Source organism: Paraburkholderia aspalathi, assembly GCF_905220735.1.
Lineage (GTDB): Bacteria > Pseudomonadota > Gammaproteobacteria > Burkholderiales > Burkholderiaceae > Paraburkholderia > Paraburkholderia aspalathi.
In genome coordinates, this window is sequence record NZ_CAJNBA010000010.1 from 23588 (window position 1) to 48414 (window position 24827).

Annotated in this window: 22 protein-coding genes; 15 read left to right on the forward strand and 7 right to left on the reverse strand. The window is 62.2% G+C overall.

The window, feature by feature from the left end; genetic code table 11:
* Positions 1 to 211: 211 nt before the first annotated feature.
* From ugpB to KHO30_RS34180, 6 genes are all read left to right on the forward strand, one after another.
* Complete coding sequence (ugpB, locus tag KHO30_RS34155) at positions 212 to 1537, forward strand: sn-glycerol-3-phosphate ABC transporter substrate-binding protein UgpB (RefSeq protein ID WP_093643526.1); 1326 nt, start codon at positions 212 to 214, stop codon at positions 1535 to 1537.
* Between the two features lie 70 nt (positions 1538 to 1607).
* Positions 1608 to 2492 carry a sn-glycerol-3-phosphate ABC transporter permease UgpA gene (gene ugpA / locus KHO30_RS34160; protein WP_054036671.1) on the forward strand — a complete coding sequence of 295 codons (885 nt, stop codon included), beginning with the start codon at positions 1608 to 1610 and terminating at the stop codon, positions 2490 to 2492.
* A complete protein-coding gene (gene ugpE, locus KHO30_RS34165; protein WP_200650964.1) occupies positions 2489 to 3334 on the forward strand; it encodes a sn-glycerol-3-phosphate ABC transporter permease UgpE in 846 nt (281 codons plus the stop codon). Before ugpA ends, ugpE begins: the two co-directional genes overlap by 4 nt.
* A 96-nt stretch (positions 3335 to 3430) precedes the next feature.
* Positions 3431 to 4519, forward strand: coding sequence for a sn-glycerol-3-phosphate import ATP-binding protein UgpC (locus tag KHO30_RS34170; RefSeq protein ID WP_093643522.1), 1089 nt, complete (start codon positions 3431 to 3433; stop codon positions 4517 to 4519).
* 217 nt (positions 4520 to 4736) lie between these two features.
* Positions 4737 to 6401, forward strand: a complete 1665-nt coding sequence (gene ettA / locus KHO30_RS34175) for an energy-dependent translational throttle protein EttA (protein ID WP_093643520.1) — start codon at positions 4737 to 4739, stop codon at positions 6399 to 6401.
* Between the two features lie 355 nt (positions 6402 to 6756).
* Positions 6757 to 7881, forward strand: a complete 1125-nt coding sequence (locus tag KHO30_RS34180) for a DUF748 domain-containing protein (RefSeq protein ID WP_211703533.1) — start codon at positions 6757 to 6759, stop codon at positions 7879 to 7881.
* Between the two features lie 96 nt (positions 7882 to 7977).
* On the opposite strand, the gene KHO30_RS34185 is transcribed toward KHO30_RS34180, so the two are convergent.
* Genes KHO30_RS34185 through KHO30_RS34195 form a run of 3 tightly spaced genes read right to left on the reverse strand, consistent with a single transcriptional unit; the run spans position 7978 to position 10723 of the window.
* On the reverse strand, positions 7978 to 8601 hold the full coding sequence (locus tag KHO30_RS34185) for an HAD family hydrolase (RefSeq protein ID WP_200650962.1): 624 nt from the start codon (positions 8599 to 8601) through the stop codon (positions 7978 to 7980).
* 33 nt (positions 8602 to 8634) lie between these two features.
* Positions 8635 to 10449 (reverse strand): aminopeptidase P family protein, encoded by a 1815-nt coding sequence (locus KHO30_RS34190; RefSeq protein WP_211703534.1) that lies wholly within the window; start codon positions 10447 to 10449, stop codon positions 8635 to 8637.
* 19 nt (positions 10450 to 10468) lie between these two features.
* The gene (locus KHO30_RS34195; protein WP_093643510.1) at positions 10469 to 10723 is read right to left on the reverse strand and encodes a hypothetical protein; all 255 of its coding nucleotides are present in this window, start codon (positions 10721 to 10723) and stop codon (positions 10469 to 10471) included.
* Positions 10724 to 10926: 203 nt separating this feature from the next.
* Between KHO30_RS34195 and KHO30_RS34200 the strand changes: the two genes are divergently transcribed.
* The 7 genes from KHO30_RS34200 to KHO30_RS34230 all read left to right on the forward strand — a co-directional run bounded on the left by KHO30_RS34200 (position 10927) and on the right by KHO30_RS34230 (position 17056).
* Complete coding sequence (locus tag KHO30_RS34200) at positions 10927 to 11637, forward strand: response regulator transcription factor (protein WP_093643508.1); 711 nt, start codon at positions 10927 to 10929, stop codon at positions 11635 to 11637.
* A 62-nt stretch (positions 11638 to 11699) separates the two neighbouring features.
* Positions 11700 to 12986 (forward strand): glutamyl-tRNA reductase, encoded by a 1287-nt coding sequence (gene hemA, locus KHO30_RS34205; protein ID WP_093643506.1) that lies wholly within the window; start codon positions 11700 to 11702, stop codon positions 12984 to 12986.
* A gap of 122 nt (positions 12987 to 13108) precedes the next feature.
* Entirely contained in the window at positions 13109 to 14191 is a 1083-nt protein-coding gene (gene prfA / locus KHO30_RS34210) for a peptide chain release factor 1 (protein WP_093643504.1), read from the forward strand.
* 6 nt (positions 14192 to 14197) lie between these two features.
* Positions 14198 to 15040, forward strand: coding sequence for a peptide chain release factor N(5)-glutamine methyltransferase (gene prmC, locus KHO30_RS34215; RefSeq protein WP_211703535.1), 843 nt, complete (start codon positions 14198 to 14200; stop codon positions 15038 to 15040).
* A gap of 114 nt (positions 15041 to 15154) precedes the next feature.
* Complete coding sequence (gene grxD, locus KHO30_RS34220) at positions 15155 to 15466, forward strand: Grx4 family monothiol glutaredoxin (protein WP_012434475.1); 312 nt, start codon at positions 15155 to 15157, stop codon at positions 15464 to 15466.
* A gap of 49 nt (positions 15467 to 15515) precedes the next feature.
* Positions 15516 to 16115 (forward strand): UbiX family flavin prenyltransferase, encoded by a 600-nt coding sequence (locus tag KHO30_RS34225; protein ID WP_093643499.1) that lies wholly within the window; start codon positions 15516 to 15518, stop codon positions 16113 to 16115.
* A gap of 155 nt (positions 16116 to 16270) precedes the next feature.
* On the forward strand, positions 16271 to 17056 hold the full coding sequence (locus KHO30_RS34230) for a DODA-type extradiol aromatic ring-opening family dioxygenase (RefSeq protein WP_211703536.1): 786 nt from the start codon (positions 16271 to 16273) through the stop codon (positions 17054 to 17056).
* 147 nt (positions 17057 to 17203) lie between these two features.
* Here the strand turns inward: KHO30_RS34230 and KHO30_RS34235 are convergent, their stop codons facing one another.
* Complete coding sequence (locus KHO30_RS34235; protein WP_211703537.1) at positions 17204 to 18799, reverse strand: APC family permease; 1596 nt, start codon at positions 18797 to 18799, stop codon at positions 17204 to 17206.
* A 530-nt stretch (positions 18800 to 19329) separates the two neighbouring features.
* Between KHO30_RS34235 and KHO30_RS34240 the strand changes: the two genes are divergently transcribed.
* Positions 19330 to 19533, forward strand: coding sequence for a cold-shock protein (locus KHO30_RS34240; RefSeq protein ID WP_007180251.1), 204 nt, complete (start codon positions 19330 to 19332; stop codon positions 19531 to 19533).
* Positions 19534 to 19655: 122 nt separating this feature from the next.
* Here the strand turns inward: KHO30_RS34240 and KHO30_RS34245 are convergent, their stop codons facing one another.
* Positions 19656 to 20906 carry an Hsp70 family protein gene (locus tag KHO30_RS34245; RefSeq protein ID WP_211703538.1) on the reverse strand — a complete coding sequence of 417 codons (1251 nt, stop codon included), beginning with the start codon at positions 20904 to 20906 and terminating at the stop codon, positions 19656 to 19658.
* A gap of 190 nt (positions 20907 to 21096) precedes the next feature.
* On the opposite strand from KHO30_RS34245, the gene KHO30_RS34250 reads away from it, so the two are divergent.
* The gene (locus KHO30_RS34250; RefSeq protein ID WP_211703539.1) at positions 21097 to 22572 is read left to right on the forward strand and encodes an MFS transporter; all 1476 of its coding nucleotides are present in this window, start codon (positions 21097 to 21099) and stop codon (positions 22570 to 22572) included.
* A 91-nt stretch (positions 22573 to 22663) separates the two neighbouring features.
* Here the strand turns inward: KHO30_RS34250 and KHO30_RS34255 are convergent, their stop codons facing one another.
* Positions 22664 to 23257, reverse strand: coding sequence for a nitroreductase family protein (locus tag KHO30_RS34255; protein WP_211703540.1), 594 nt, complete (start codon positions 23255 to 23257; stop codon positions 22664 to 22666).
* A 186-nt stretch (positions 23258 to 23443) separates the two neighbouring features.
* Positions 23444 to 24727: an MFS transporter gene (locus KHO30_RS34260; RefSeq protein ID WP_093643487.1), complete on the reverse strand. Its 1284-nt coding sequence runs from the start codon at positions 24725 to 24727 to the stop codon at positions 23444 to 23446.
* Positions 24728 to 24827 lie beyond the last annotated feature (100 nt).

A 24827-nucleotide genomic window follows, 5' to 3' on the forward strand; every position in this document is an offset into this window, starting at 1 on the left:
CATTGTTTCCGTTTCGTGACAGCCGATGTTAAATTGCGGCAGTCGACGCCTCTCGAAAGCGGGCTTCCGCCAGGCGACTGACGCCGGACTGTCATCGAACACAAATAGAATCGCGCGATTCCCATCCGCGCCCGTTCCGTCAGCAATCAATTGCATGGGACCGGAGTAAGCGCTAAAGCGCTAACTCCGGTCGACAAAGGAGATCAAATCGATGCGTTGCAAGCCGTTATTCCGTTCACTTTCCGTTGCCGCCGTGTTGAGCCTCGGCATTAGCCAGGCAGCCCAAGCCGCCACTGAGATCCAGTTCTGGCACGCCATGGAAGCCGCCCTCGGCGAGCGTCTGAACGACATCGCCAATGCGTTCAACGCGTCGCAAAGCGACTACAAGATCGTACCGGTGTTCAAGGGCAGCTACGACCAGACGCTCGCCGCCGGCATCGCGGCTTATCGCAGCGGCAGCGCGCCGGCCATTCTGCAGGTGTACGAAGTCGGCACCGCGACAATGATGCAGGCGAAGAAAGCCGTGATTCCGGTCTCGGAAGTGTTCAAGCAAGCGGGCGTACCGCTCGACGAAAAGGCCTTCGTGCCGACCATCGCCAGCTATTACAGCGACTCCAAGACCGGCGAACTGATCTCGATGCCGTTCAACAGCTCGACGCCGGTGTTGTACTACAACAAGGACGCGTTCAAGAAAGCCGGACTCGATCCGAATCAGCCGCCGAAGACCTGGGCCGAATTGCAGGTGGACGCACAGAAGCTGAAGGCATCGGGCATGGCGTGCGGTTATTCGTCGGGCTGGCAGAGCTGGATTCAGCTCGAAAACTATAGCGCCTGGCATGGCGCGCCATTCGCGTCGAAGAACAACGGGTTCGACGGCGCCGACGCGCAGCTCGAATTCAACAAGCCGCTGCAGGTCGCGCACATCCAGTTCCTGCAGAACATGCAGAAGGAAGGCACCTTCACGTACGTCGGCCGCAAGGACGAACCGGTGTCGAAGTTCTATAGCGGTGACTGCGGGATCATCACGAACTCGTCGGGCTCGCTTGCCACGATCAAGAAGTACGCGAAGTTTAATTTTGGCACCGGCATGATGCCGTACGACGCCAGCGTGAAGGGCGCGCCGCAGAACGCGATCATCGGCGGGGCGAGCCTGTGGGTGCTGTCGGGTAAAGATCCGGCGGTGTACAAGGGCGTGGCGAAGTTCATGTCTTATCTGTCGTCGGCGCCGGTTGCCGCGAAGTGGCATCAGGACACCGGCTACCTGCCGGTCACGACCGCCGCGTATCAGTTGACCCAGCAGCAAGGCTTCTACGAGAAGAATCCGGGCAGCGATACCGCGATCAAGCAGATGCTTAATAAACCGCCCCTGCCGTACACGAAGGGCTTGCGTCTGGGCAACATGCCGCAGATCCGCACCGTGATCGACGAGGAACTCGAACAGGTTTGGGCGGACAAGAAGACGCCGCAACAGGCACTCGATTCGTCGGTGTCGCGTGGCGACGAGTTGCTGCGCCGCTTTGAGAAAGCCGGTAACTAAGCACCCGCCGGCAAGGTTTCGGTGCGCCCGCACCGAAACCTGTTGTTGCAGCAAAACCTAGGAAACTTCGATGGAAAAGCGCTCCAGCTTCGGCACCAGCGTGCTGCCCTACCTGCTCGTCGCGCCGCAACTCCTGATCACGCTGCTGTTCTTTCTGTGGCCGGCAGGCGAAGCGCTGTGGCAATCCACGCAGAGTCAGGACGCGTTCGGCACGTCGAGCGAGTTTGTCGGGCTTGCCAATTTCAAGCAGTTGTTCGCCGATCCGCTTTACCTGTCGTCGTTCAATACGACGCTGATTTTCTGTGCGCTCGTCACCGTGTTCGGATTGGTGATTTCGCTTCTGCTGGCGGTCTGCGCGGATCGCGTGACACGCGGCGCCAAGGCTTATCAGACACTGCTGATCTGGCCGTACGCTGTGGCACCCGCGATCGCCGCCGTGTTGTGGTCGTTCCTGTTCAATCCGAGCATCGGCCTCGTCACCTATGCGCTCGCCAAGTACGGCATCGTGTGGAATCACGCATTGAATGCGGGCCAGGCGATGTTTCTGGTGGTGCTGGCTTCGGTGTGGAAGCAGGTCAGCTACAACTTTCTGTTCTTCTACGCCGGCTTGCAGGCAATTCCGCGTTCGCTGATCGAAGCGGCGGCCATCGACGGCGCCGGTCCGGTCAGGCGCTTCTTCGGCATCGCGCTGCCATTGCTTTCGCCGACCAGCTTCTTCCTGCTGGTGATCAATATCACCTACGCCTTCTTCGACACCTTCCCGGTGATCGACGCCGCCACCGGCGGCGGTCCGGCGCAGTCCACCCGCACGCTGATCTACAAGATTTTCGCCGAAGGCTTCCAGGGGCTGGACATCGGCAGTTCGGGCGCGCAGTCCGTCATCCTGATGGTGATCGTCGTCGCATTGACGGTCGTGCAATTCCGCTTCATCGAACGCAGGGTTCAATACTCATGATCGAGAACCGCCGCGGTTTCGACCTCTTCTGCCATGCGGTGCTGATTCTCGGCGTCGTGCTGGTGGTGTTTCCGGTGTACGTCGCGTTTTGTGCGGCGACGATGAGCGAGCATGAGATATTCAGCGTGCCGCTGTCGCTGGTGCCGAGTACGCATTTGTTCGAGAACATCGCGACGGTCTGGTCGCAAGGCAGCGGCAATGCGGCGGCGCCGTTCGGCCGCATGCTGTTCAACAGCCTCGTGATGGCACTGGTGATTTCGATCGGCAAGATCGCCATCTCGATGATCTCGGCGTACGCGATCGTATTTTTCCGCTTTCCGTTTCGCAATCTGTCGTTCTGGCTGATCTTCATCACGCTGATGCTGCCCGTCGAAGTGCGGATCTTTCCGACCGTCCAGGTTGTGTCGTCGATGCATATGAGCAATACGTACAGCGGTTTGACCTTGCCGCTGATCGCGTCGGCCACCGCCACGTTTCTGTTCAGGCAGTTCTTCATGACGCTGCCCGATGAACTGATGGAAGCGGCGCGTATCGATGGTGCGGGCGCGATGCGTTTCTTCTGGGACGTGGTGCTGCCACTGTCGAAAACGAACATGGCGGCGCTCTTTGTCATCACGTTCATTTACGGCTGGAATCAGTATCTGTGGCCGATCCTGATTACGAGCCAGCAATCGCTGACCACGGCCGTGGTCGGCATCAAAAGCATGATCGCGTCCGGCGACACCGCAACCGAATGGCACCTCGTGATGGCCGCGACGCTGCTTGCGATGCTGCCGCCGCTCGCCGTCGTGCTGACGATGCAACGCTGGTTCGTGCGCGGACTGGTGGACTCGGAGAAGTAACTCGCGCAGCGTGGGCGAGCTTCGGCGTTGGACATGAAAAAAGAACACCGCGCAAAGCGTGGCACGCGCGACAAGCAACGAAAAGGCTAAAACAGCATGGCTGCACTGACTCTGCAAGGCGTTAAAAAGACCTACGACGGCAAACAGTTCGTGTTGCACGGCATCGACGTGGACGTCGCGGACGGCGAATTCGTCGTGATGGTCGGCCCTTCCGGTTGCGGCAAGTCGACCTTGCTGCGGATGGTGGCAGGACTCGAAGGCATCTCCGACGGCACCGTTTCGATCTCCGGCAAAGTGGTCAATCGGCTGGAGCCGAAGGATCGCAACATCGCGATGGTGTTCCAGAACTACGCGCTGTATCCGCATATGAGCGTCGCCGACAACATGGGCTACGCGCTGAAGATTGCGGGCGTCGACCGCGCGCAGATTGCGAAGCGCGTGGACGCGGCGGCGCAGATTCTCGAGCTTGGACCGCTGCTCGCACGCAAGCCGCGCGAGTTGTCCGGCGGGCAACGGCAGCGCGTCGCCATGGGCCGCGCGATCGTGCGCGAGCCGGCAGTGTTTCTGTTCGATGAGCCGCTGTCCAATCTCGATGCACGTCTGCGCGTGCAGATGCGCCTTGAAATCCAACGCCTGCATGCACGGCTTGCCACGACCAGCCTGTACGTCACCCACGATCAGATCGAAGCGATGACGCTCGCGCAACGCGTGATCGTGATGAATAAAGGTCACGCGGAGCAGATCGGCGCGCCGACCGAAGTCTACGAGCGGCCAGCGACGGTGTTCGTCGCGAGCTTCATCGGCTCGCCGGGGATGAATCTGCTGGAAGGCCGGGTGTCGGACGACGGCTTGACGTTTGAAGTGGCGGGTAACGGTCCGAAGCTGCCGCTTACTGGCGTGGCGTCGATCGGCCGGGAAGTTGCCAAGGGCCGCGAGTGGACGCTCGGCATTCGCCCCGAGCACATGACGCCGGGTCAAGCGGACGCATCCAACGCCACGTTGACCGTCGATTCCTGCGAACTGCTCGGCGCGGACAATCTCGCGCACGGCCGCTGGGGCAAGCACGACGTGACCGTGCGGCTGCCGCATACGCACCGCCCCCCGGCTGGCGAAGCGCTGCAAGTCTCGCTGCCCGCGCAGCATCTGCATTTCTTCGATCCGGCGAGTGGACGGCGCGCGAACTGACGTCGCGAGGGGCGCCCTCTGCCGCCCCACCCCCGCCCCGAAGTACAATGCCATCTGCACAACCCGCCCGCGCGCGGGGCGTCGCGAAGTTCGATGCCGAGCTCGACGCCGCGCCGGCCGGCGCCGGGCGCACTGCCCGGCCAACACACCGATTACCCATCCACCCACGACCGCCCGCCCCCACGCGGCCGGCGTCGTCAACGTCTATTGCAAGCAAATGGCCCAATACGTCTTCACCATGAACCGGGTCGGCAAGATCGTGCCGCCCAAGCGCCAAATCCTGAAAGACATCTCGCTGTCGTTTTTCCCCGGCGCGAAGATCGGTTTGCTCGGCCTGAACGGCTCGGGCAAGTCGACGCTGATCCGCATCATGGCCGGTGTGGACAAGGACATCGAGGGCGAAGCCACGCCGATGCCGAACCTGAACATCGGCTATCTGCCGCAGGAACCGCAACTCGATCCGAACAAGACGGTGCGTGAAGCGGTCGAGGAAGGTCTCGGCGACGTCTTCGGCGCGCAAAAGAAACTGGACGAAATCTACGCCGCCTACGCGGAACCGGACGCCGACTTCGACGCGCTCGCCGCGGAGCAGGCCAAGTACGAAGCGATTCTGGCCACCACCGACGGCAGCGCCGAACAGCAGATCGAAATCGCCGCCGACGCGCTGCGTCTGCCGGCGTGGGACGCCAAAATCGAGCATCTGTCGGGCGGCGAAAAGCGCCGCGTCGCGCTGTGCAAGCTGTTGCTCGAAAAACCGGACATGCTGCTGCTCGACGAACCGACCAACCACCTGGACGCGGAATCGGTCGACTGGCTCGAACAGTTCCTCACACGCTTCCCGGGCACGGTCGTCGCCGTCACCCACGATCGCTACTTCCTCGATAACGCCGCTGAGTGGATTCTCGAACTCGATCGCGGCCACGGCATTCCGTGGAAGGGCAACTACAGCAGTTGGCTCGACCAGAAGGAAGAACGCCTGAAGCAGGAAGAGTCGTCGGAATCGGCGCGTCAGAAGGCCATCAAGAAGGAACTGGAGTGGGTGCGCCAGAACCCGAAGGGCCGTCAGGCGAAGTCGAAGGCGCGTATCGCCCGCTTCGAGGAACTGAACAGCCAGGACTACCAGAAGCGCAACGAGACCTCGGAAATCTTCATCCCGGTCGGCGACCGCCTGGGTAATGAAGTTATCGAGTTCAAGAACGTCAGCAAGTCGTACGGCGACCGTCTGCTGCTAGACGACGTCAGCTTCAAGATTCCGGCGGGCGCGATCGTCGGCATCATCGGGCCGAACGGCGCCGGTAAGTCGACGCTGTTCCGCATGCTGACCGGTCGTGAACAGCCGGATTCGGGCGAGATCGTGCAAGGCCCGACGGTCAAGCTCGCGTACGTGGATCAAAGCCGCGACGCGCTCGACGGCTCGAAGACCGTGTTCGAAGAAATCTCCGGCGGTGCGGATGTGCTGACGGTCGGCAAGTACGAAACGCCGTCGCGGGCGTACATCGGCCGCTTCAACTTCAAGGGCGGCGATCAGCAGAAGACCGTCGGCAATCTGTCGGGCGGTGAGCGCGGCCGGCTGCATCTGGCGAAGACACTGATCGCGGGCGGCAACGTGCTGCTGCTGGACGAACCGTCGAACGACCTGGACGTCGAAACGCTGCGCGCGCTCGAAGACGCACTCCTCGAATTCGCCGGCTCCGTCATGGTGATCTCGCACGATCGCTGGTTCCTCGACCGGATCGCGACGCACATCCTGGCGTTCGAAGGCGATTCGCAAATCACGTTCTTCGACGGCAACTACCAGGAATACGAAGCGGACAAGCGCGCCCGCCTCGGTGAAGAAGCTGCACGTCCGAAGCGTCTGCGTTACAAGCCGATCGCGCGATAAATCGCTGGCCTGGCGGCCCGCTCGTTGCTTGATGAGCGGGCTGTTTTGCTGGTCGGTTTTTTGCTGACGCTTTGTGGACCGCCTGGCTGACTGCCCGGCCGGCGTGTTTTGCCGGCCGTTTTGCCGGCCGTCTGCCCGTTCATTTTGCTCACCGTTGCGCGCTGGAATTGCTGTGCGTTTGCCGTGCATTTGCCGGCCAGGCGGTAGGGCACACGCTTTGCGTGCCACGGCGTGATACACGTCGTCCCGGCGGGATGCAGGAACTCCGCCGTATCAAATAGCTGTGCATCCACCGGGTGCACACACCGGCCGATCACACGCACGCCGCGCCAAGCGCGGCGACGAGGAGGCAAGCATGGCGATGTCGAAGAGCAAGCGCTGGGCGATCGCCGCAGGTGGCGTGCTGCTGGTGCTGATCGTCGTCGCGGTCGGTGCGCTCCAGTTTGCGCAGCGCGAAGTCAAGGAACGCGTCATTGCGGCGCTCGGGCCATTAGGCAGCGCCGAAAGCATCCGGGTCGGCCTCACTTCAGTCCATCTCACCAACGTTCTGCTCAAGGCGCCGCCGAACTGGCCCGCCGGCGATCCGCTACGCGCCGACGAAATCACCATCACACCCGATATCCGCGATCTGCTCGCGCGGCGCATGCATATTCGTAGCGTGGTGGTGCGCGGCTTCGACATCGCCGTGCTGCGAACCAGGGACGGCGCGATCCGCCTGATGCCGAATCTGCGGCAATCGATCAACGGCCCCAACGACGACGAAGCCAGCAGCGCGGCAACGTCCGGCTCCCGCGAAAAGCTGGTCGATCACGTCAGCTTCGAACAAGGCAACTTCCATTTCTACGACATGACAGTCGGTCCGCCGGCATTCAAAGTCACGGTCAGCAACGCCAACGCGACCGTCGATCACCTGCATCTGCCCGCGCTCTCCGAACCGACCAACGTCAGCGTCACCGGCTCGATCAAGGGGCCAACGCATACGGGCACCGTTTCGTTCGGCGGGTGGATCAAGATTGCCAGCAAGGATTCGCAGACCACCAGCACCCTGCGCGGCGTCGATGTCGTGATGCTCGATCCGTACCTGCTGAAAAAAACCGGCGCGAAGGCGCAAGTAACGGGCGGCACCGTCGACCTGACGGTCGACTCGACGGTACGCAACTATCAGCTGCATGCACCCGGCACGGTAACGATCCATCATCTGCAACTCGCCGACAACGACAACCCGCTCGACACCTTCATGTCGATTCCGACCAAAGCCGCCATCGCCGCACTCAAGACGCACAACGGCGACATCACGCTCCATTTCGTACTGGATGGGAATTTGCGCGACCCGAAGTTTTCGGTGCAGGAAAGTCTGATGACGCGCCTTGGCGCCGGTTTTGCGAAGGCGATGGGCGTGAGCGTCGAAGGTGTGGCGAAGGGCGCCGGGGAGACAGTGAAAGGATTAGGGAACGCGTTGAAAAATCTGCTCGGTCAGTAGGCGGACTTGGGCCGATGCAGAAGCGGCGCAATTAAAGCGGAGACCTACCACGTCGCCGCTTTAACCGACATCCTCCGGAACGCGGCATCGCGATGCCTAGACCGGCAACCCCAAATCCCGCAGTCCCGCTTCCGTTTTTGCAGCGCTCGTGTGATGCACGCCGTGCCAGCCGAGTGCCGTCGCGGCTTCGGCGTTTTTCAGATTGTCGTCGATGAAGACGAGTTCGCCCGGCTGGATGCCCGGCAATTGCGCTTCGATCCGCTGACGCATTTCCGCGAAGATCGCCGGATCGGGCTTCACCAGCTTCACCCTACCCGACACGACGATGTCGCGGAAACGCCGCAGCACGGGGAAATGCTCCCACGCATACGGAAACGTCTCCGCCGACCAGTTCGTCAGCCCGAAGAGCGGCACATCGGCCGCTTCCAGCTTTTCCATGAGCGCCACGCCCTCGTCCAGCACGCCGGGCACCATCTCGTGCCAGCGCTCGTAGAACGCGCGGATCAGTGGCGCGTGATCGGGAAACTTCGCGATCAGCTCGTTTGTCCCCTCGGCGATCGGCTGGCCACCGTCCTGACGGATCACCCAATCCATCGAACAAACGTGCGTCAGAAACCAGCGGCGCTCCGTTTCGTCAGGGATCAACTGGCGATACAGATATTCGGGGCTCCAGTCGATCAGCACGCCGCCGAAATCGAACACGACTGCCTTGATGGCCATGCACGCTCCGTCAGTAAAGTCGTGGCGACGAGATCAGATAGCCTGCGTACGCAACTCGAGCCACGCCTTGGCCTCGCCCGACACATGCGGCGACAGGCGCGTGCGCACCATCTCGTGATACGCGTTCAGCCACGCGCGCTCGTCATCACGCAACAGCGACAGGTCGAGGCAGCGCGTATCGATCGGGCACAGCGTCAGCGTCTCGAACTTGAGGAAATCGCCGAACTCGGTTTTCTCCGCGGGCACGTTCAGCACCAGGTTCTCGATCCGCACGCCCCACTTGCCCGGCCGGTAAATGCCCGGCTCGACCGAGGTGATCATGCCTTCTTCCATCGCGGTCCACGGCTCGGCCGGCGCGTAATGCGAAATCACCTGCGGGCCTTCGTGCACGTTCAGGAAATAGCCCACGCCGTGACCGGTGCCATGGCCGTAGTCGGCGCCGGCTTCCCAGATCGGTGCGCGGGCAATCGCGTCGAGCATCGGCGAACGGATGCCGCGCGGGAATTTCGCGCGCGACAGCGCCATGGTGCCTTTCAGCACGATCGTGAAATCGCGCCGCTGCGCCTCGCTGATGGTGCCGACCGGCACGACGCGGGTGATGTCGGTCGTACCGCTCAGATACTGCGCGCCCGAATCGATCAGCAACAGGCCATTGCCCTCGATCACCGAATGCGCTTCACTGGTTGCGCGGTAGTGCGGCATCGCGCCGTTCGCGTTGAAGCCGGCGATCGTCGCAAAGCTCAGCGACACAAAGCCCGGACGGCGCGCGCGGGCTGACGTCAGGCGCTCGTCGATCGTCAGTTCGGTGATCGTTTCGTTGCCGAGCGCGCCTTCGAACCACGCGAAGAATTCGGCGAGCGCCGCGCCGTCCTGTTCCATCGTCTCGCGCACATGCTCCGCTTCTGCCTCGGTCTTGCGCGACTTGAAGAACGTGGACGGATTGACCGCCTCGACGACGTTCACCGTGGACGGCACCGACTGCAGCGAGCCATAGGTAATGCGGCGCGGGTCGATCAGCAGCGTGCTGCCGGCCGGCAGCGCGGCCAGCGCTTCTGCCGCCTTCGCGTAGGGCTCGACGCTGATGCCGTCGAGCGCGAGCGCATCGGCCAGCGCCTGCGGCACCTTGCCGTCGGCGACGAAGAGCGACGCGCTTTCCGGACCAATCAGCGCATGCGCCACGAACACCGGGTTATAGCTGACGTCGGCGCCGCGCAGATTCAAAAGCCATGCGAGGTCGTCGAGCGTGGAAATGAAGTGCCACTGCGCGCCCTTCTCCGCCATCGCGCGGCGAATCTGCGCGAGCTTTTCGGAACGAGCGACGCTTGCATGCGGCGCGGCGTGCTCAAACACGGCGGCGGCGGGCAGCGACGGGCGCTGCGGCCAGATCGCGTCGAACAGATCGACGTCGGTGCGCAGCTTCACGCCGTGCGCGCTAAGCGCCTGGCCCAAAGCGCGCGCCGCCGACACGCCCAGCACGGCGCCGTCCACACCCACCGTGTCGCCGGTCGCGACGTTCTGCGCAAGCCATTCAAAATGCGGCGCGGTCTGCTGGCCGCCGGTCATTTTCATCAACTGAACGCCGGTGCCGGCCAGTTGCGCGTTGGCTTGTTCCCAATAGCGGCTGTCGGTCCACACGCCGGCGAAATCGGCGGTCACGACGAGCGTGCCGGCCGAGCCGGTGAAACCCGACAACCACTGCCGGCCTTGCCAGCGCCCAGGTAGATATTCGGAAAGATGGGGATCTGAGGACGGCACCAGATAGGCGGCTACACCTTCGTGCGCCATCGCATTGCGCAATGTCGCGAGCCGTTCGGGGATGGAGGAAGTTTCGGGAAGTCGGGCATTCATCAGAGTCACCTGCAAGTATTCATCGACGGGAAAGCAAGCCGACCGTCACGGCGACGGCGATCAGCGCGATGGCGGTACATACCGGCCATTCGAGCGTATCGCCATCATGAAAAAGTCCCACCACGTTGCCGGCCATGCGAGCAACACCCGCGCCCAGCACGCCGACCAGGAGCGCCACCCACCACGCGGCACGGCTCGAACGGCGCAGCGGATGCAACCACCAGCCTGCGAGACCAATCACCGCGCCCAGCACCAGGATTCCGGGCCACCCCATTAACGGCAGGTCTCGCGCAGTTTCAGATTTGTCTCATGGGCGCAAGGAGCCAACACAGATAGCATTTTTGTCTCATTAACTATAGAGGTTCAGCACGGCGCTTTCCGCATAGCGGTTGAGTTTAGGGGTCGGGGTGATGTTAGGCAAGCTGTAAGCCTTACGGAGAAACCTAGTCCGGGTAATTGCCAAGCTGAAAGCGCGCCATGCGAATCGCCCTTATCGAGCCGGACTTACGGCACGCCACTCTGGTCGGCCGGCTGATCTTTGCCGGCGGCCATGCGTGCCAGCACTTCACAGCGAGCACACCGTTTCTGGTCCGCGCCGCCGACGAATTCTTCGATCTTCTCATCACTGAAAACTGGGCCGGCGACCATTGCGCCGAAGACCTGATTCCGCGCGCCCGCTCGATCCTGCCGAACTTGCCGGTGATCGTGCTGCTGTCGGAGCCACGCGAGAGCCAGATTGTCGCAGCGCTCCATGCCGGCGCCGACGACTGCCTGACCAAACCGGTCCGCGGCCCGGAAATGCTGGCCCGAGTGGACGCGCTGCTGCGGCGCGCGGCCCTGCGGCGGCCGCCGAACCGGCGGCGCGACACGATCGGTGGCTATGCGTTCGACGCAGCGCAGTTCGCCGTCACCTTCCGTAATCAGACGGTCGCCCTGACACCGAAGGAGTTCCGCTTTGCGCTGCTGCTGTTTTCCAATCTGTCTCGCCCGGTGTCGCGCGCGCATATTCTCGAAACGGTCTGGACGCGCCGCCGCGACGTACAGTCGCGCACCGTAGACACCCATGCATCACGCGTGCGGACCAAGTTGCAGTTGCGGCCAGAGCACGGGTACTGCCTGACGCCGCTTTACGGCTATGGCTACCAGCTCGACGCCATCCCGCCTGACGCCATTGTGGCGGCCGGGTGACGCATCCACAATGTAAGAATCGTGGAAACGCTATAATATTGAGCTAAACCATAGCTCCCCATATGCAGCTTCTAACGATCGGAATCAATCACCACACTGCGCCTGTCGCCTTGCGCGAACGCGTGGCGTTTCCGCTCGAACAGATCAAGCCTGCACTGGACACCTTCAAGAGCGTCTGGCTCGGCCGCACCGCCCGCACGGCGCCGGAAGCGGCGATTCTGTCCACCTGTAACCGTACCGAACTCTACTGCGCGACCGACGACCAGGCCGCGCGTGAAGCCGCGATCCAGTGGTTCTCGAAGTACCACAACCTGCCCGTCGACGAACTCGCACCGCATGTCTACGCGCTGCCGCAGTCGGAAGCCGTGCGCCACGCGTTCCGCGTCGCCTCGGGACTCGATTCGATGGTGTTGGGCGAGACGCAAATCGTCGGACAAATGAAGGACGCGGTACGTACAGCGTCCGAGGCCGGCGCGCTCGGCACCTATCTGAACCAGTTGTTCCAGCGCACCTTCGCCGTGGCGAAGGAAGTGCGCAGCACGACCGAAATCGGCGCGCAGTCGGTTTCCATGGCGGCAGCCGCCGTGCGGCTCGCACAGCGGATTTTCGACAAGATTTCAAACCAGCGCGTGCTGTTCATCGGCGCGGGCGAAATGATCGAGTTGTGCGCTACGCACTTCGCGGCGCAGCAACCACGCGAGCTCGTCGTCGCCAATCGCACGGCCGAGCGCGGCAGCCGCCTCGCTGAGCGCTTCAACGGCCGGGCCATTCCGCTCTCGGAACTGCCCACCCGCATGCATGAGTTCGACATCATCGTGTCGTGCACCGCGTCCACCCTGCCGATCATCGGTCTGGGCGCCGTCGAGCGGGCCGTGAAAGCACGCCGTCACCGGCCGATTTTCATGGTCGATCTGGCCGTGCCGCGCGATATCGAACCCGAAGTCGGCAAGCTTGAAGACGTTTTCCTGTACACCGTCGACGATCTCGGCGCGATCGTGCGCGAAGGCAATGCGTCGCGGCAAGCCGCGGTCGCGCAGGCCGAAGCGATCATCGAAACGCGTGTGCAGAACTTCATGCAGTGGCTCGACGCACGCAGCATCGTGCCGGTGATCCGCCACATGCATACACAGGCCGACGTGCTGCGTCGCGCCGAAGTCGAACGCGCGCAGAAAATGCTCGCACGCGGCGAGGACCCGGCAGCGGTGCTCGAAGCGTTGTCGCAATCGCTCACCAACAAACTGATCCACGGCCCCACGCACGCGCTCAATCGCGCGAGCAGCGAGAACCGTGACACGCTTATCGAATTGATGAGCGGTTTCTACAAACACTCCGGTTCTACGGAGCGTTAGCGGCGCAGCCACCGCCGCACCGTCCGCGCCACACTGAGTGGCCCGCGACATGCTTCTGACCAGGGCATCTGCCCACTCCCCTAGTCGTCGTCTTTGCCGGAGTCCGCTCCGATACCCGTCCGATGAAAACGAGCATGCAACGCAAGCTCGACCAGCTCACTACCCGGCTGGCCGAACTGAACGACCTGTTGAGCCGCGAGGACATCACCTCGAATCTCGACCAATACCGCAAGCTCACGCGTGAACACGCCGAGCTCGGGCCGGTTGTGGAGCATTACGCGCTGTGGCGCCTGGCGATGAACGACGCGGCGACCGCACAGGAACTGCTGGCGGACGCGTCGATGCGCGACTTTGCGGAAGAAGAAATTCGCGCGGCGCGCGAGCGGATGGAAAAACTCGGCGCGGAATTGCAGAAAATGCTGCTGCCGAAAGACCCGAACGACGATCGCAACATCTTCCTCGAAATCCGTGCCGGTACCGGCGGCGACGAATCGGCGCTGTTCGCGGGCGATTTGCTGCGCATGTACTTGCGCTTTGCTGAGCGCAATCGCTGGCAGGTCGAGATGATGTCGGCGAGCGAATCGGACCTCGGCGGCTACAAGGAAGTGATCGTGCGGATCGCCGGCGAAGCGGCCTATTCCAAGCTCAAGTTCGAGTCGGGCGGCCATCGCGTGCAACGTGTGCCGGCAACCGAAACGCAGGGCCGCATCCACACTTCGGCGTGCACGGTCGCGGTGATGCCGGAAGCGGACGAAATCGGCGAAGTCGAAATCAATCCGGCCGATCTGCGCATCGACACGTTCCGCGCGTCCGGCGCGGGCGGGCAGCACATCAATAAGACGGATTCGGCCGTGCGCGTGACGCACTTGCCGACCGGCATCGTCGTCGAATGTCAGGACGACCGGTCGCAGCACAAGAACAAGGATCGTGCGCTGAAGGTGTTGGCCGCGCGCATCAAGGACAAGCAGTCGCATGAGCAGCAGCAAAAGGAAGCCGCAACTCGCAAGAGCCTGATCGGTTCAGGCGATCGCTCGGAGCGCATTCGCACCTATAACTTTCCGCAAGGGCGTCTGACGGATCACCGGATCAATCTGACGCTGTACCGCCTCGACGCGATCATGGATGGCGATCTCGACGAGTTGATCGCGGCACTCGTCAGCGAGCATCAGGCCGAGTTGCTGGCATCGCTGGGCGACGCGGACTAAGCGCGAATGGACCCGGTCACGCCCGCCGCGTTGTTACGCGCCTCGCCACTGCCGTCACTCGAAGCGCGGATTCTGCTCACGCACGTGCTCGGCTGGCGGCATACGCAGTTGATTACGCGCAGCGATGATGTGCTCGACGACCCGGTAGTCGAACTATACCGGGCTCTGGAAGCTCGGCGTGTCGCCGGTGAGCCGGTGGCGCAACTGGTCGGCACGCGTGAATTTTTCGGGCTTGATTTCGAGGTGACACCGGACGTGCTGATCCCACGTCCCGAAACCGAATTGCTGGTCGAAACGGCGTTGGCGGCGATGGAAAACATCTCGCGGCCGCGCGTACTCGATCTGGGCACCGGCACTGGCGCAATCGCCGTGGCCATTGCGTCGATGCGGCCCGACGCGCAGGTCTGGGCGCTGGACCGTTCCGCCGAAGCACTGGCGGTGGCCACACGTAACGCCACGCGTCTGCTGGATGCCAAACGCCCCGGCGGCGCCGTGGGCCTGCAGCAAAGCGACTGGTACAACTCGCTCGACGCTGCATTGCGCTTTGACGTGATCGCCAGCAATCCGCCGTATATCGCGAACGGCGATCCGCATCTGTCGGAAGGCGATCTGCGCTTCGAACCACGCGGCGCGCTCACCGATGAAGCCGACGGCCTCAGCGCGATCCGCACGATTGTCGCGGGTGCGCCCACACGTTTGGCCGCCAACGGCGTATTGTGGCTCGAACATGGCTACGATCAGGCGGAAGCCGTGCGCGCGCTGCTGACCGCACAAGGTTTTGCAGACGTCCACTCGGAGCAGGATCTCGCCGGCATCGAGCGAATCAGCGGCGGACGCTGGCCCGGCTAACGTCGACGGATGGCCGTAATCGCCGAGGTGGCAAAGCGGTCCTCGGCCGGTCTTACCGAAATCCGCTATCATTTCAGCCTATTCCCTACACATAACGGAACCGCAAGGTCAGTCATGGATACGCAACAACGCATCAAGCAAATCGTCGACGAAAACAACGTCGTGCTCTTCATGAAGGGCACCGCCCAGTTCCCGATGTGCGGCTTTTCCGGCCGCGCCATCCAGATCCTGAAGGCATGCGGCGTCGGCGAAATCAAAACCGTCAACGTGCTCGAAGACGACGAAGTCCGCCAGGGCATCAAGCAGTTCTCGAACTGGCCGACCATTCCGCAGCTCTACGTGAAGGGCGAATTCGTAGGCGGCTCGGACATCATGATGGAAATGTACGAATCGGGCGAACTGCAGCAACTGTTCGCCGCGGCCTAAGCAGCCGCTGTCCGAACCTTCGTTGCCCTCCGATAAGGCGCCGCGAGCCATGGAAACACGTGCTGCGGCGCCACGCCGGCTAATCGTCGCGATTACCGGCGCGACCGGTGCCATCTACGGCATCCGGTTGCTCGAGACGTTGCGCAGGCTGGGCGGCGTCGAGAGCCATCTGCTGATTTCGAGCGCTGGGTGGCTCAATATCCAGCACGAACTCCAGTTAAGCAAAGAAGACGTGCATCCGCTCGCAGATGTCGTCCATTCGGTGCGCGACGTCGGCGCGAGTATCGCGTCCGGCTCGTTTGCGACCGATGGCATGGTGGTCGCGCCGTGCTCCATGAAGACGCTGGCAAGCGTCGCACACGGTTTATCCGACAACCTGATCACCCGCGCCGCCGATGTCACGCTCAAAGAACGCCGCCGGCTCGTGCTGCTCGTGCGGGAAACGCCGTTAAACCTCGCGCATCTGCGCAATATGACGGCCGTCACGGAAATGGGCGGCGTGATCTTTCCGCCCTTGCCCGCTTTCTATAACCAACCGACGACGATCGACGAAATGGTCGATCACACGGTGGCGCGCGTGTTGGACCTATTCGCGTTGGGACCGGCCATGTCGCCGGCGTGGCAAGGTTTGCGCGGCACGCAGGAATAATTCGAAGGACGCGGCGCGCCACAGGCGCACAAACACCATTAACAACACCGGCGACACAATCAATTCCGTTTTCGCCCGTTTATAAAACGCCGGTACGGACCTATATTGATAGCAACCCTACTTCCGCGCCGCGTTCCCGCGGCGGCGTTGCTGCCATGAATCGCTTACCGTCGCTCTACCTCTCCCACGGCGCACCTACGCTGCCGATCGACCCTTCCCTGCCGTCCGCCGAATTCGGCGCGCTGTCGGCGCAATTGCCGCGCCCTGAGAGCGTGCTGATGCTGTCGGCCCATTGGGGCACGGCGCAACCGGTGGTGAGCACGTCCACGGCGCCCGAGACCATCCACGATTTCTACGGCTTCCCGCGTCAGTTGTATGAAATTCAGTACCCGGCTCCCGGCGCGCCCGATGTGGCGCGCCGTGCCGCAGTGCTGCTCGGCGAACACGGCATCCTCACCGACGCCCAGCCGCACGGGCTCGATCACGGCGCGTGGGTACCGATGCTGCTGATGTTCACGGAAGCCGACATCCCGGTCGCGCAACTGTCGATCCAGCCGCACATGGATGCCGCCCATCACTTCCGGGTAGGTCGGGCGTTGCGCTCGCTGAAAGATGACGGCGTAATGGTGATCGGCTCGGGCCAGATCACGCACAACCTGCGCGCTGCGGATTTTTCCGCGCGCCCGGGCGATGCCGATCCGCGTGTGGCCGAATTCACCGACTGGTTCGAGGCAAAGCTTGCCGCGCACGACATCGACGCGTTGCTCGACTACCGCCGCCAAGCGCCGCACGCGGTGCTGATGCATCCAACCGACGAGCACCTGCTGCCCGTGTTCGCGGCGCTGGGTGCGGCGGACGACGATTATTCGCTGGCGATTCAGTCGCTCGGAACCTACCAGCGCTCGCTCGCCATGACGAATTACGTGTTCGGCACCGCCTGATTCGACGTCAGCGCAACGCCAAACCAAGGCCAAAGCGCCGCCAACAAAAAAGCCCGCCTGAGCAACTCAGGCGGGCTTTTTTGTACTGTGCCGGATCATGACAATCCGGCGGTCCGGCGATCCGGCGAAAGGGCTCAGCGCAGCAACTTAGTGTGCGCCCATGCCCTCGAGCACTTCGTCGTGCGTCTGACGTTCTTCGAGGTATTCCGAACGGTAGCCGCTATGCACGCCCCAGTAGTAGAACACCAGCGAGAACACAGCTACCACCAGCATGTCCCAGCCGTACGGTAGCAGCCCGTGGCCGCCAAATTCCTTGCTACCAATCAACGACAGAATCGCCATCACCGGCAGGTAGGCCACGAGCCACCACGCGGCCTTCAGGTCACGCCCCCAGCCGCCAAAACCCGATTTCGCCTGAAAATAGAAGTAGACCGGCAACGCGACAACCATCAGAAGAATGATTTCGCCGGTCAGCGGCCACTTCGCCCAGTACAGGATCAGCGACGCGCAAACGAAAGCGAACGGCGCAATGAATTTCATGCCCGGAATGTGCAGCGGGCGCTCCAGATCCGTTGCCGCGCGGCGCAGCGCCATCAGGCTGATCGGGCCCGTCAGGTACGAGATCACGGTCGCAACCGAGATCACCGCCGCCAACGAGCTCCAGCCGCGGAAGAAGAACAGGAAAATGAACGACACCAGCAGGTTGAACCACATCGCCTGACGCGGCACGCCGTAGAACGGGTGCACGTTGCCGAACATCTTCGGCATCGTGTTGTTGCGCTCCATCGCGTAGATCATGCGGGTGGTGGTCGCCATGTAAGTCGTGCCGGTACCGCTCGGGCTGACGAACGCGTCGACGTACAGCAGGATAGCCAGCCAGTTCAGGTTCAGCGCGATGGCCAGTTCGGCAAACGGCGAAGCGAAGTTGAAGTGGCTCCAGCCCTTCATCACATCGGCCGGGTTCACCGCGCCGATGTACGCGATCTGCAGCAACACGTAGATCACCAGCGCCAGCAGGATCGAGCCGATCACCGCGAATGGCACGCTCCTCGCCGGATTGCGCGCTTCACCCGCGAGGTTGATCGGGCTCTGGAAGCCGTTGAAGGCGAACACGATGCCGCTCGTCGACACTGCGGTCAGCACAGCCGACCAGCCGTACGGCGCAAAGGTGCTCACTTCGCCGAAGTTTTCCTTGTGGAAGCCCGACAGCATCAGACCAGCGATCGTCGCGCCCGGAATCAGGAACTTGAAGACCGTGATCGCCGAATTGGCGCGCGCGAACAGCTTCACGCCCCAGTAATTCAGCAGGAAGTAAATGATCACGAGGGCCGCGGACAGCAATAGCCCATTAGTCGTTAATGACCCATCCACGAATAGCGCATGCGCCCATGGATACGGCCAGGTACTCATATATTGAATGGATGCTTCAGCCTCGATTGGAATCACCGAGACAATGGCGATCCAGTTGGCCCACGCACTGATGAACCCAACCAATGCGCCGTGCGAATAGCGGGCGTAACGCACCATGCCGCCGGACTCCGGGAACATCGCGCCGAGTTCTGCGTAGGTCAAGGCAATCGCGAGGATCACCACCGCGCCGATGACCCATGCACAAATGGCCGCCGGCCCGGCAATTTTTGCAGCCTTCCACGCGCCGAACAACCAGCCCGACCCGATGATCGAACCCAAGCCGGTCAGCAGTAGCGCGACCGGTCCGATGTTCCGTTGTATAGAACTTTTCACATCTTCTCCTGTGTCGACCAGAGTTAGCGCTTTAGCTGTCGGCCGGAGTTAGCGCTTTAACGCTTACTCTGGCCGCATGCAAAGCACTGGCGCCGGTCCCATGCAGATTGCGTCAGAACCATGTCGGCACCGCGTCACATCGCTTATGGCGTTGCGGACGGGGTGACGCGCATGCGTGCGCGGCGATCCCCAAACAGGTGCAACCGACGCGCGGCGCGTAGTTTAACGGTTGCACCCCGCCGTTGCGGCGAAACTAAGGGTTGTCCCTAGCAAAATTCTCAGATGAATAGCAAGCTTTGTAAGCAATTTCTACGCCAATCCATCAAAAACTTGTAAAGTTGGGACAAGAGTGTTGACCTTCGCCCGAAATCGCCGTATAACGTTCGGGCAGGATTTCAAGCGGCGAGTGAATTGGTCTTTCGTAGTTCGCCCATCAACGGTACTCCGGTTGGTCCCATTACCCCCTTCCTTGATTTTCATGCGCACCCATTGGGCTTCGGCCTTATTTACCATCTTTAGGAACAAGTAATATGGAAACCGGTACCGTCAAGTGGTTCAATGACGCAAAGGGCTTTGGCTTCATCACGCCGGACGGCGGCGGCGAAGATCTGTTCGCGCATTTCTCGGAAATCCGTACGGAAGGCTTCAAGACGCTGCAAGAAAACCAAAAGGTTACGTTTGAAGTGAAGACGGGCCCGAAGGGCAAGCAAGCCGCTAACATCAAGCCGGTGTAAGCAAGCACGCTTCCTTCTGGACGCAAAAAAACCCCGCCTTGGCGGGGTTTTTTTATATTCGTCGTAACTACTCGTAACTACATTCGGTGATTATCTTCGTAGTATGAGTTTGATCAATTCGGTTATCCGAACAAACGCCGTGCGTGAATACCGAGACCTGTCGCGACGCTGGCGAGACGGTCGCCGAATACCGCTTTGGCATCCGGAAATGCCGCGGCCAATGCGCCCGATAGAAACGCCAATCCGGTCGAGCCACCCGTGAAGTAAATCGCGTTGACGTCGCGCGGAGTCACACCGGCCGCCTGCACCGTATCGCGCGCCGCCTGCACGATGCGCTGCGTCTCGTCCTGACCGGCCTTGATGAGCTGCGCTTCGTCAAATGCGAGGCGCAGGTCGTCTTCTACCTCGTCGAGGTCGATCACGGTCTCGCCACCCGCCGCCACGCCGATCTTCGCTTCTTCCGCGTGAGCCGCCAACGCGTGCCCCAGGCGGCGGTCCACTACGCGCATCAGGCGGTCGTGATGTTTGGTCTGGAGGAACAGATGCCGCATGAGCGCGAGTTCGCTGACACGCTTCGGGGCGTAGACCGTGTTGATCAGGTGCCAGGTAGCCAGATCGAAATAGATGCGGTTCGGAATCTCACGGCCTTCTGGGTCGAGCGTCTGATAGCCCAGCTCGCGCAGAATCGTCACCAGTTCGACACGTCGGTCGAAATCCGTGCCCGCAACGTGCACACCGTGATGGGCCAGCACATCGTCTTTACGTTCCACGCGCTTCACCCGCTCCGGCCCCACGCGCACCAGCGAAAAGTCCGATGTACCGCCGCCGATGTCGGCCACCAGCACGAGCCCCTCTTCCGTCAGATGCGATTCGTAGTCGAACGCAGCCGCGATCGGCTCATACTGAAAGTGAATCTCCCGCAAACCGACTGAACGCGCCGCCGCTTCGAGTTGCTGCTGCGCCATCTGGTCCGCGCGAGGATCGTCGTCGACGAAGAACACCGGGCGGCCCAGCACAGCGCGGCTGATCGGGCCGCCAGTGCTCTTCTCAGCCGAGCGCTTTAGATGGTCGACGAAAATCGCGATGATGTCCGTGTACTTGATCGCCGAACCGTCGCCGAGATCGGTCGAATTCTCGGCGAGCGGCGAGCCGAGAATACTTTTCATCGAACGCATCAAACGGCCGTCGAAACCGTCGATGTACGCCGCCAACGCCGCGCGCCCGAATTCGCGGGTGTTCTCGTCGGTGTTGAAAAAGACGGAGGTCGGCAGCGTCGTATAGGCGCCCTCGACGAGCGCAAGCCTAAGCGCAGCGCCGTCTGGGACGGCCACGGCCGAATTGGAAGTACCGAAGTCAATCGCGCAATAGTTCATGGCAGGAATCGCCGCTCACGGCTGGCGCGGACAGAAAGGGGAGCGGCTTTGTATCACGAAAGCCCAATCAGCATCAACTGACGCTTTCCGGGATGCCCGCAATATCGACCAAGGTCCGCTCGACGGAACAAAAATTGCTGAATTCGACAGGATACGCCGCCAAATTTCGATAATCAGGAGACTTGTAGCAATGAGCGCGCCGCCCACCGCCGCTGTCCATGAGAAAAACGCCGCCGTCATTGAAACCGATCTGCCCTCGCGGCTCGACCGTTTGCCGTGGGGACGCTTTCACTCGCTGATCGTCGTCGCGCTGGGCGTGACGTGGCTGCTCGACGGTCTCGAAGTGACGCTCGCAGGCGCCGTTGCAAGTGCGCTGAAGTCTAGCCCATCGTTGCGCTTTACCAACGCCGATGTGGGCCTCGCCGGCAGCGCTTACATTGCCGGCGCTGTGCTCGGCGCGCTCGGCTTCGGCTGGCTGACTGACCGGCTCGGGCGCCGCAAGTTGTTTTTCATCACGCTCGCGCTGTATCTGGCCGCTACCGCGGCGACTGCTTTTTCGTGGAATCTCGCCAGTTTTCTGCTGTTTCGCTTTCTCACCGGCGCAGGCATCGGCGGTGAATATACGGCGATCAATTCGACAATCCAGGAATTCACGCCCGCGCGGGTGCGCGGCTGGACCGATCTCGGCATCAACGGCACCTTCTGGGTGGGCGCGGGGCTCGGCGCGGCGGGATCGCTGGTCCTGCTCGATCCGAATCTGCTGCCGGGCGACTGGGGCTGGCGCGCCTGTTTCTTCATCGGTGCGGTGCTGGCGTTGGGAATTCTGCCGATGCGCATCTGGGTGCCAGAAAGTCCGCGCTGGCTGCTGACGCATGGCGGCGAACGTGACGCGCGTTCGATCGTCGACGGTATCGAGACGCGCTTTCGCAGCGAAGGCCATGCACTCGCCGACGACGACCTCACGCGGCTAAGACTGCGGGCACGCGCACATACGCCGCTGCGCGAGGTGTTTCACACGCTGTTCAACGCGCACCGACGGCGCGCGCTGGTCGGCTTGTCGTTGATGACCGCGCAGGCGTTCTTCTACAACGCGATCTTTTTCACCTATGCGCTGGTGCTGACCGAGTTCTATCAAGTGCCGGGCGACCATATCGGCTGGTATCTGTTGCCGTTCGCGCTCGGCAACTTTCTTGGGCCGCTGGTGCTCGGCCGGCTCTTCGACGTCATCGGGCGACGCAAGATGATCGCCACGACTTACGCGCTGTCCGGCATCCTGCTGACGCTGAGCGGCTATCTGTTCGAGCAGCACATGCTCACCGTCGTGACGCAGACGATCGCGTGGATGGTCGTTTTCTTCTTCGCTTCAGCGGCGGCGAGTTCGGCGTATCTGACCGTCAGTGAATCATTTCCGCTGGAAATCCGCGCCTTGGCGATCGCGGTGTTCTACGCATTCGGCACGGCGCTGGGCGGCATCATCGGGCCGGCGTTTTTCGGTCGGCTGATCGATACGCATCAGCGCAGCGAAGTGTTTGTGGGCTATCTGGTCGGCTCGGGGTTGATGCTCGCCGCCGCGGTGATTGCCGCGATATGGGGCGTGGATGCAGAGCGCAAGTCGCTCGAGAATGTCGCCACGCCGCTTTCGAGCGTCGCGGACGGCGAGGAATGAGCCACGCGCCTTAAAGCCTCACGAACAATGCAAAATAAAAAACGCGCGGTCAGCGCCACGCGTTTTTGTCGCCACCAAAGCCGCAAGGGACTCAGAACGCCTTCTTCCACCCGCCGCCATAAGCGATTTCAGCAAGCGGCAAGCGCTGACGCACCGACTTCTCACGCTCACGCAGCACCGGATCGAGTTTATCGACATCACCGTAGTGGCCGAGCGAAATGATCGCGATCACGTCGACGTCGGTCGGCAGCTTGAACGCCGTGCGGAACGCGTTTGGATCGAAGCCGCTCATCTGATGCGCGGCGAGGCCGAGCGCATGCGCCTGCAGCACCAGCGCCATTGCCGCGGCACCCGCATCGTACGGCGCACAGCGGTTCACTTCGCCCTTGTTGGTGAGCGTGTGCGTGGTCACAGCGATCAGCACCGGCGCCGGCGCATTCCAGCCCTGGTTGAACGGCACCAGCGTAGCGAAAGCCTGCTTGAACGAGACTTCATCGACGCTACGGTCGAATACGAGGAAACGCCACGGTTGCGCGTTATACGAAGACGGCGCCCAGCGTGCCGCTTCGAGCACCGAATGCAGATCCTCGCGGCTCACCGGGTCGCTCGAATAGGCGCGCGGGCTCCAGCGACCTGCAATCAGCTCGTGAATGGCAACTGCGGTAGGGGCGGGTTTGTTGGTCATGCGCTTCTCTCGGTCGAAATTCATGAACGACGGGCGGCTGCCCGGGGCTTCATAGCATAACCGGGCTGAGCCACTCGCGCTCCAACAAGTACACACTTAGTTTTCAGCTCAGCTGCAATGGCAAACGGCCTCGTATGAGGCCGTTTGCTCAAGTGCGCCTTGTTCACCAAGCGCAGGGCCGCAGCTTTACGCCGCTTGCGGCTCCGGCACCTTGGCCGGCCGGTTGATCCGCAACACGATCACGGCGGCAACCAGGCACAGTCCGCCAGAAATCATCGATGCCACCGTGTACGTGCCGAGGCTCGCGCGCAGCATGCCGGCGCCGAGCGCCGCAAAGGCCGCGCCGAGCTGGTGGCCGGCGACAACCCAGCCGAACACGACTGGCGCCGCTTCCTTGCCGTACACATCGGTTGCGAGACGCACGGTGGGCGGCACGGTGGCGATCCAGTCTAGTCCGTAGAACACTGCAAACAACGGCAACCCAAAGAAGTCAATGCCGAAGGCGTGCGGCAGATACATCAGCGACAAACCGCGCAGACCGTAATACCAGAACAGCAGCACGCGGCTATTGAAGCGGTCCGACAGCCAGCCCGATAGCGTCGTGCCGAACAAATCGAAGATGCCCATGGCGGCGAGCAGCGAAGCGCCCTGCACTTCGCTCATGCCGTAGTCGCCGCACATTGCGATCAGGTGCGTGCCGACGTAACCGTTGGTACTCGCGCCACAAATGAAAAAGCTGAAGAACAGCAGCCAGAAATCACGCGTCTTGCTCGCCATCGCGAGCGTGCCGAAGGCGATGGCCAATGGATTCTGCTTGGTCACGGAATTGGAAATCGGCGAGTCGGCCGGTTCGCCGAACGGGCGCAGCTTCATATCCGCGGGCCGCTCCGGCAACAGGAACGCAACCAGCGGCAAGACAACCGCCGCCGCGCCCGCGACGACCCACACCACCTGACGCCAGCCGTAATGCTCGGCGATGGCCGCGAGCATCGGCAGGAACACGAGTTGGCCAGTCGCTGAACTGGCCGTGAGAATCCCCATCACGAGACCGCGATGGGTAGTGAACCAGCGCGTCACCACCGTCGCAGACAATGACAGCGCCGCCACCCCGGTCGAGCCGCCGACCATCACGCCCCAGATCAGAATCATCTGCCACGGATGCGTCATCAGCGACGACAACGCCACCCCCGCCGCCATCGTCCCGAGTGCGATCAGCAAAGTAGGACGCACGCCAAAGCGCTGCATCGCCGCGGCCGCGAACGGCCCCATCAGGCCGTAGAGCGCGATGTTCACGGAGATGGCGAGCGAAATCGTCGCACGGCTCCAGCCGAATTGATGCTCCAGCGGCACCATCATCACGCTCGGCGTGGCGCGCGTGCCGGCCGCCGCCAGCAGCACCAGAAACACCACTGCCACGGTCAACCAGCCGTAGTGGAAACGTCCGCCAATCAGTCTCGCTGCCCAGTTCATTAATTCTCCAATCGACGCCTGTCCCGCAGGCCGCGCCGCTCGCATTGTTACGACTTCGGTAAAGGACTTGTGACAGATCTGTCACAATGGTGTTGCGATG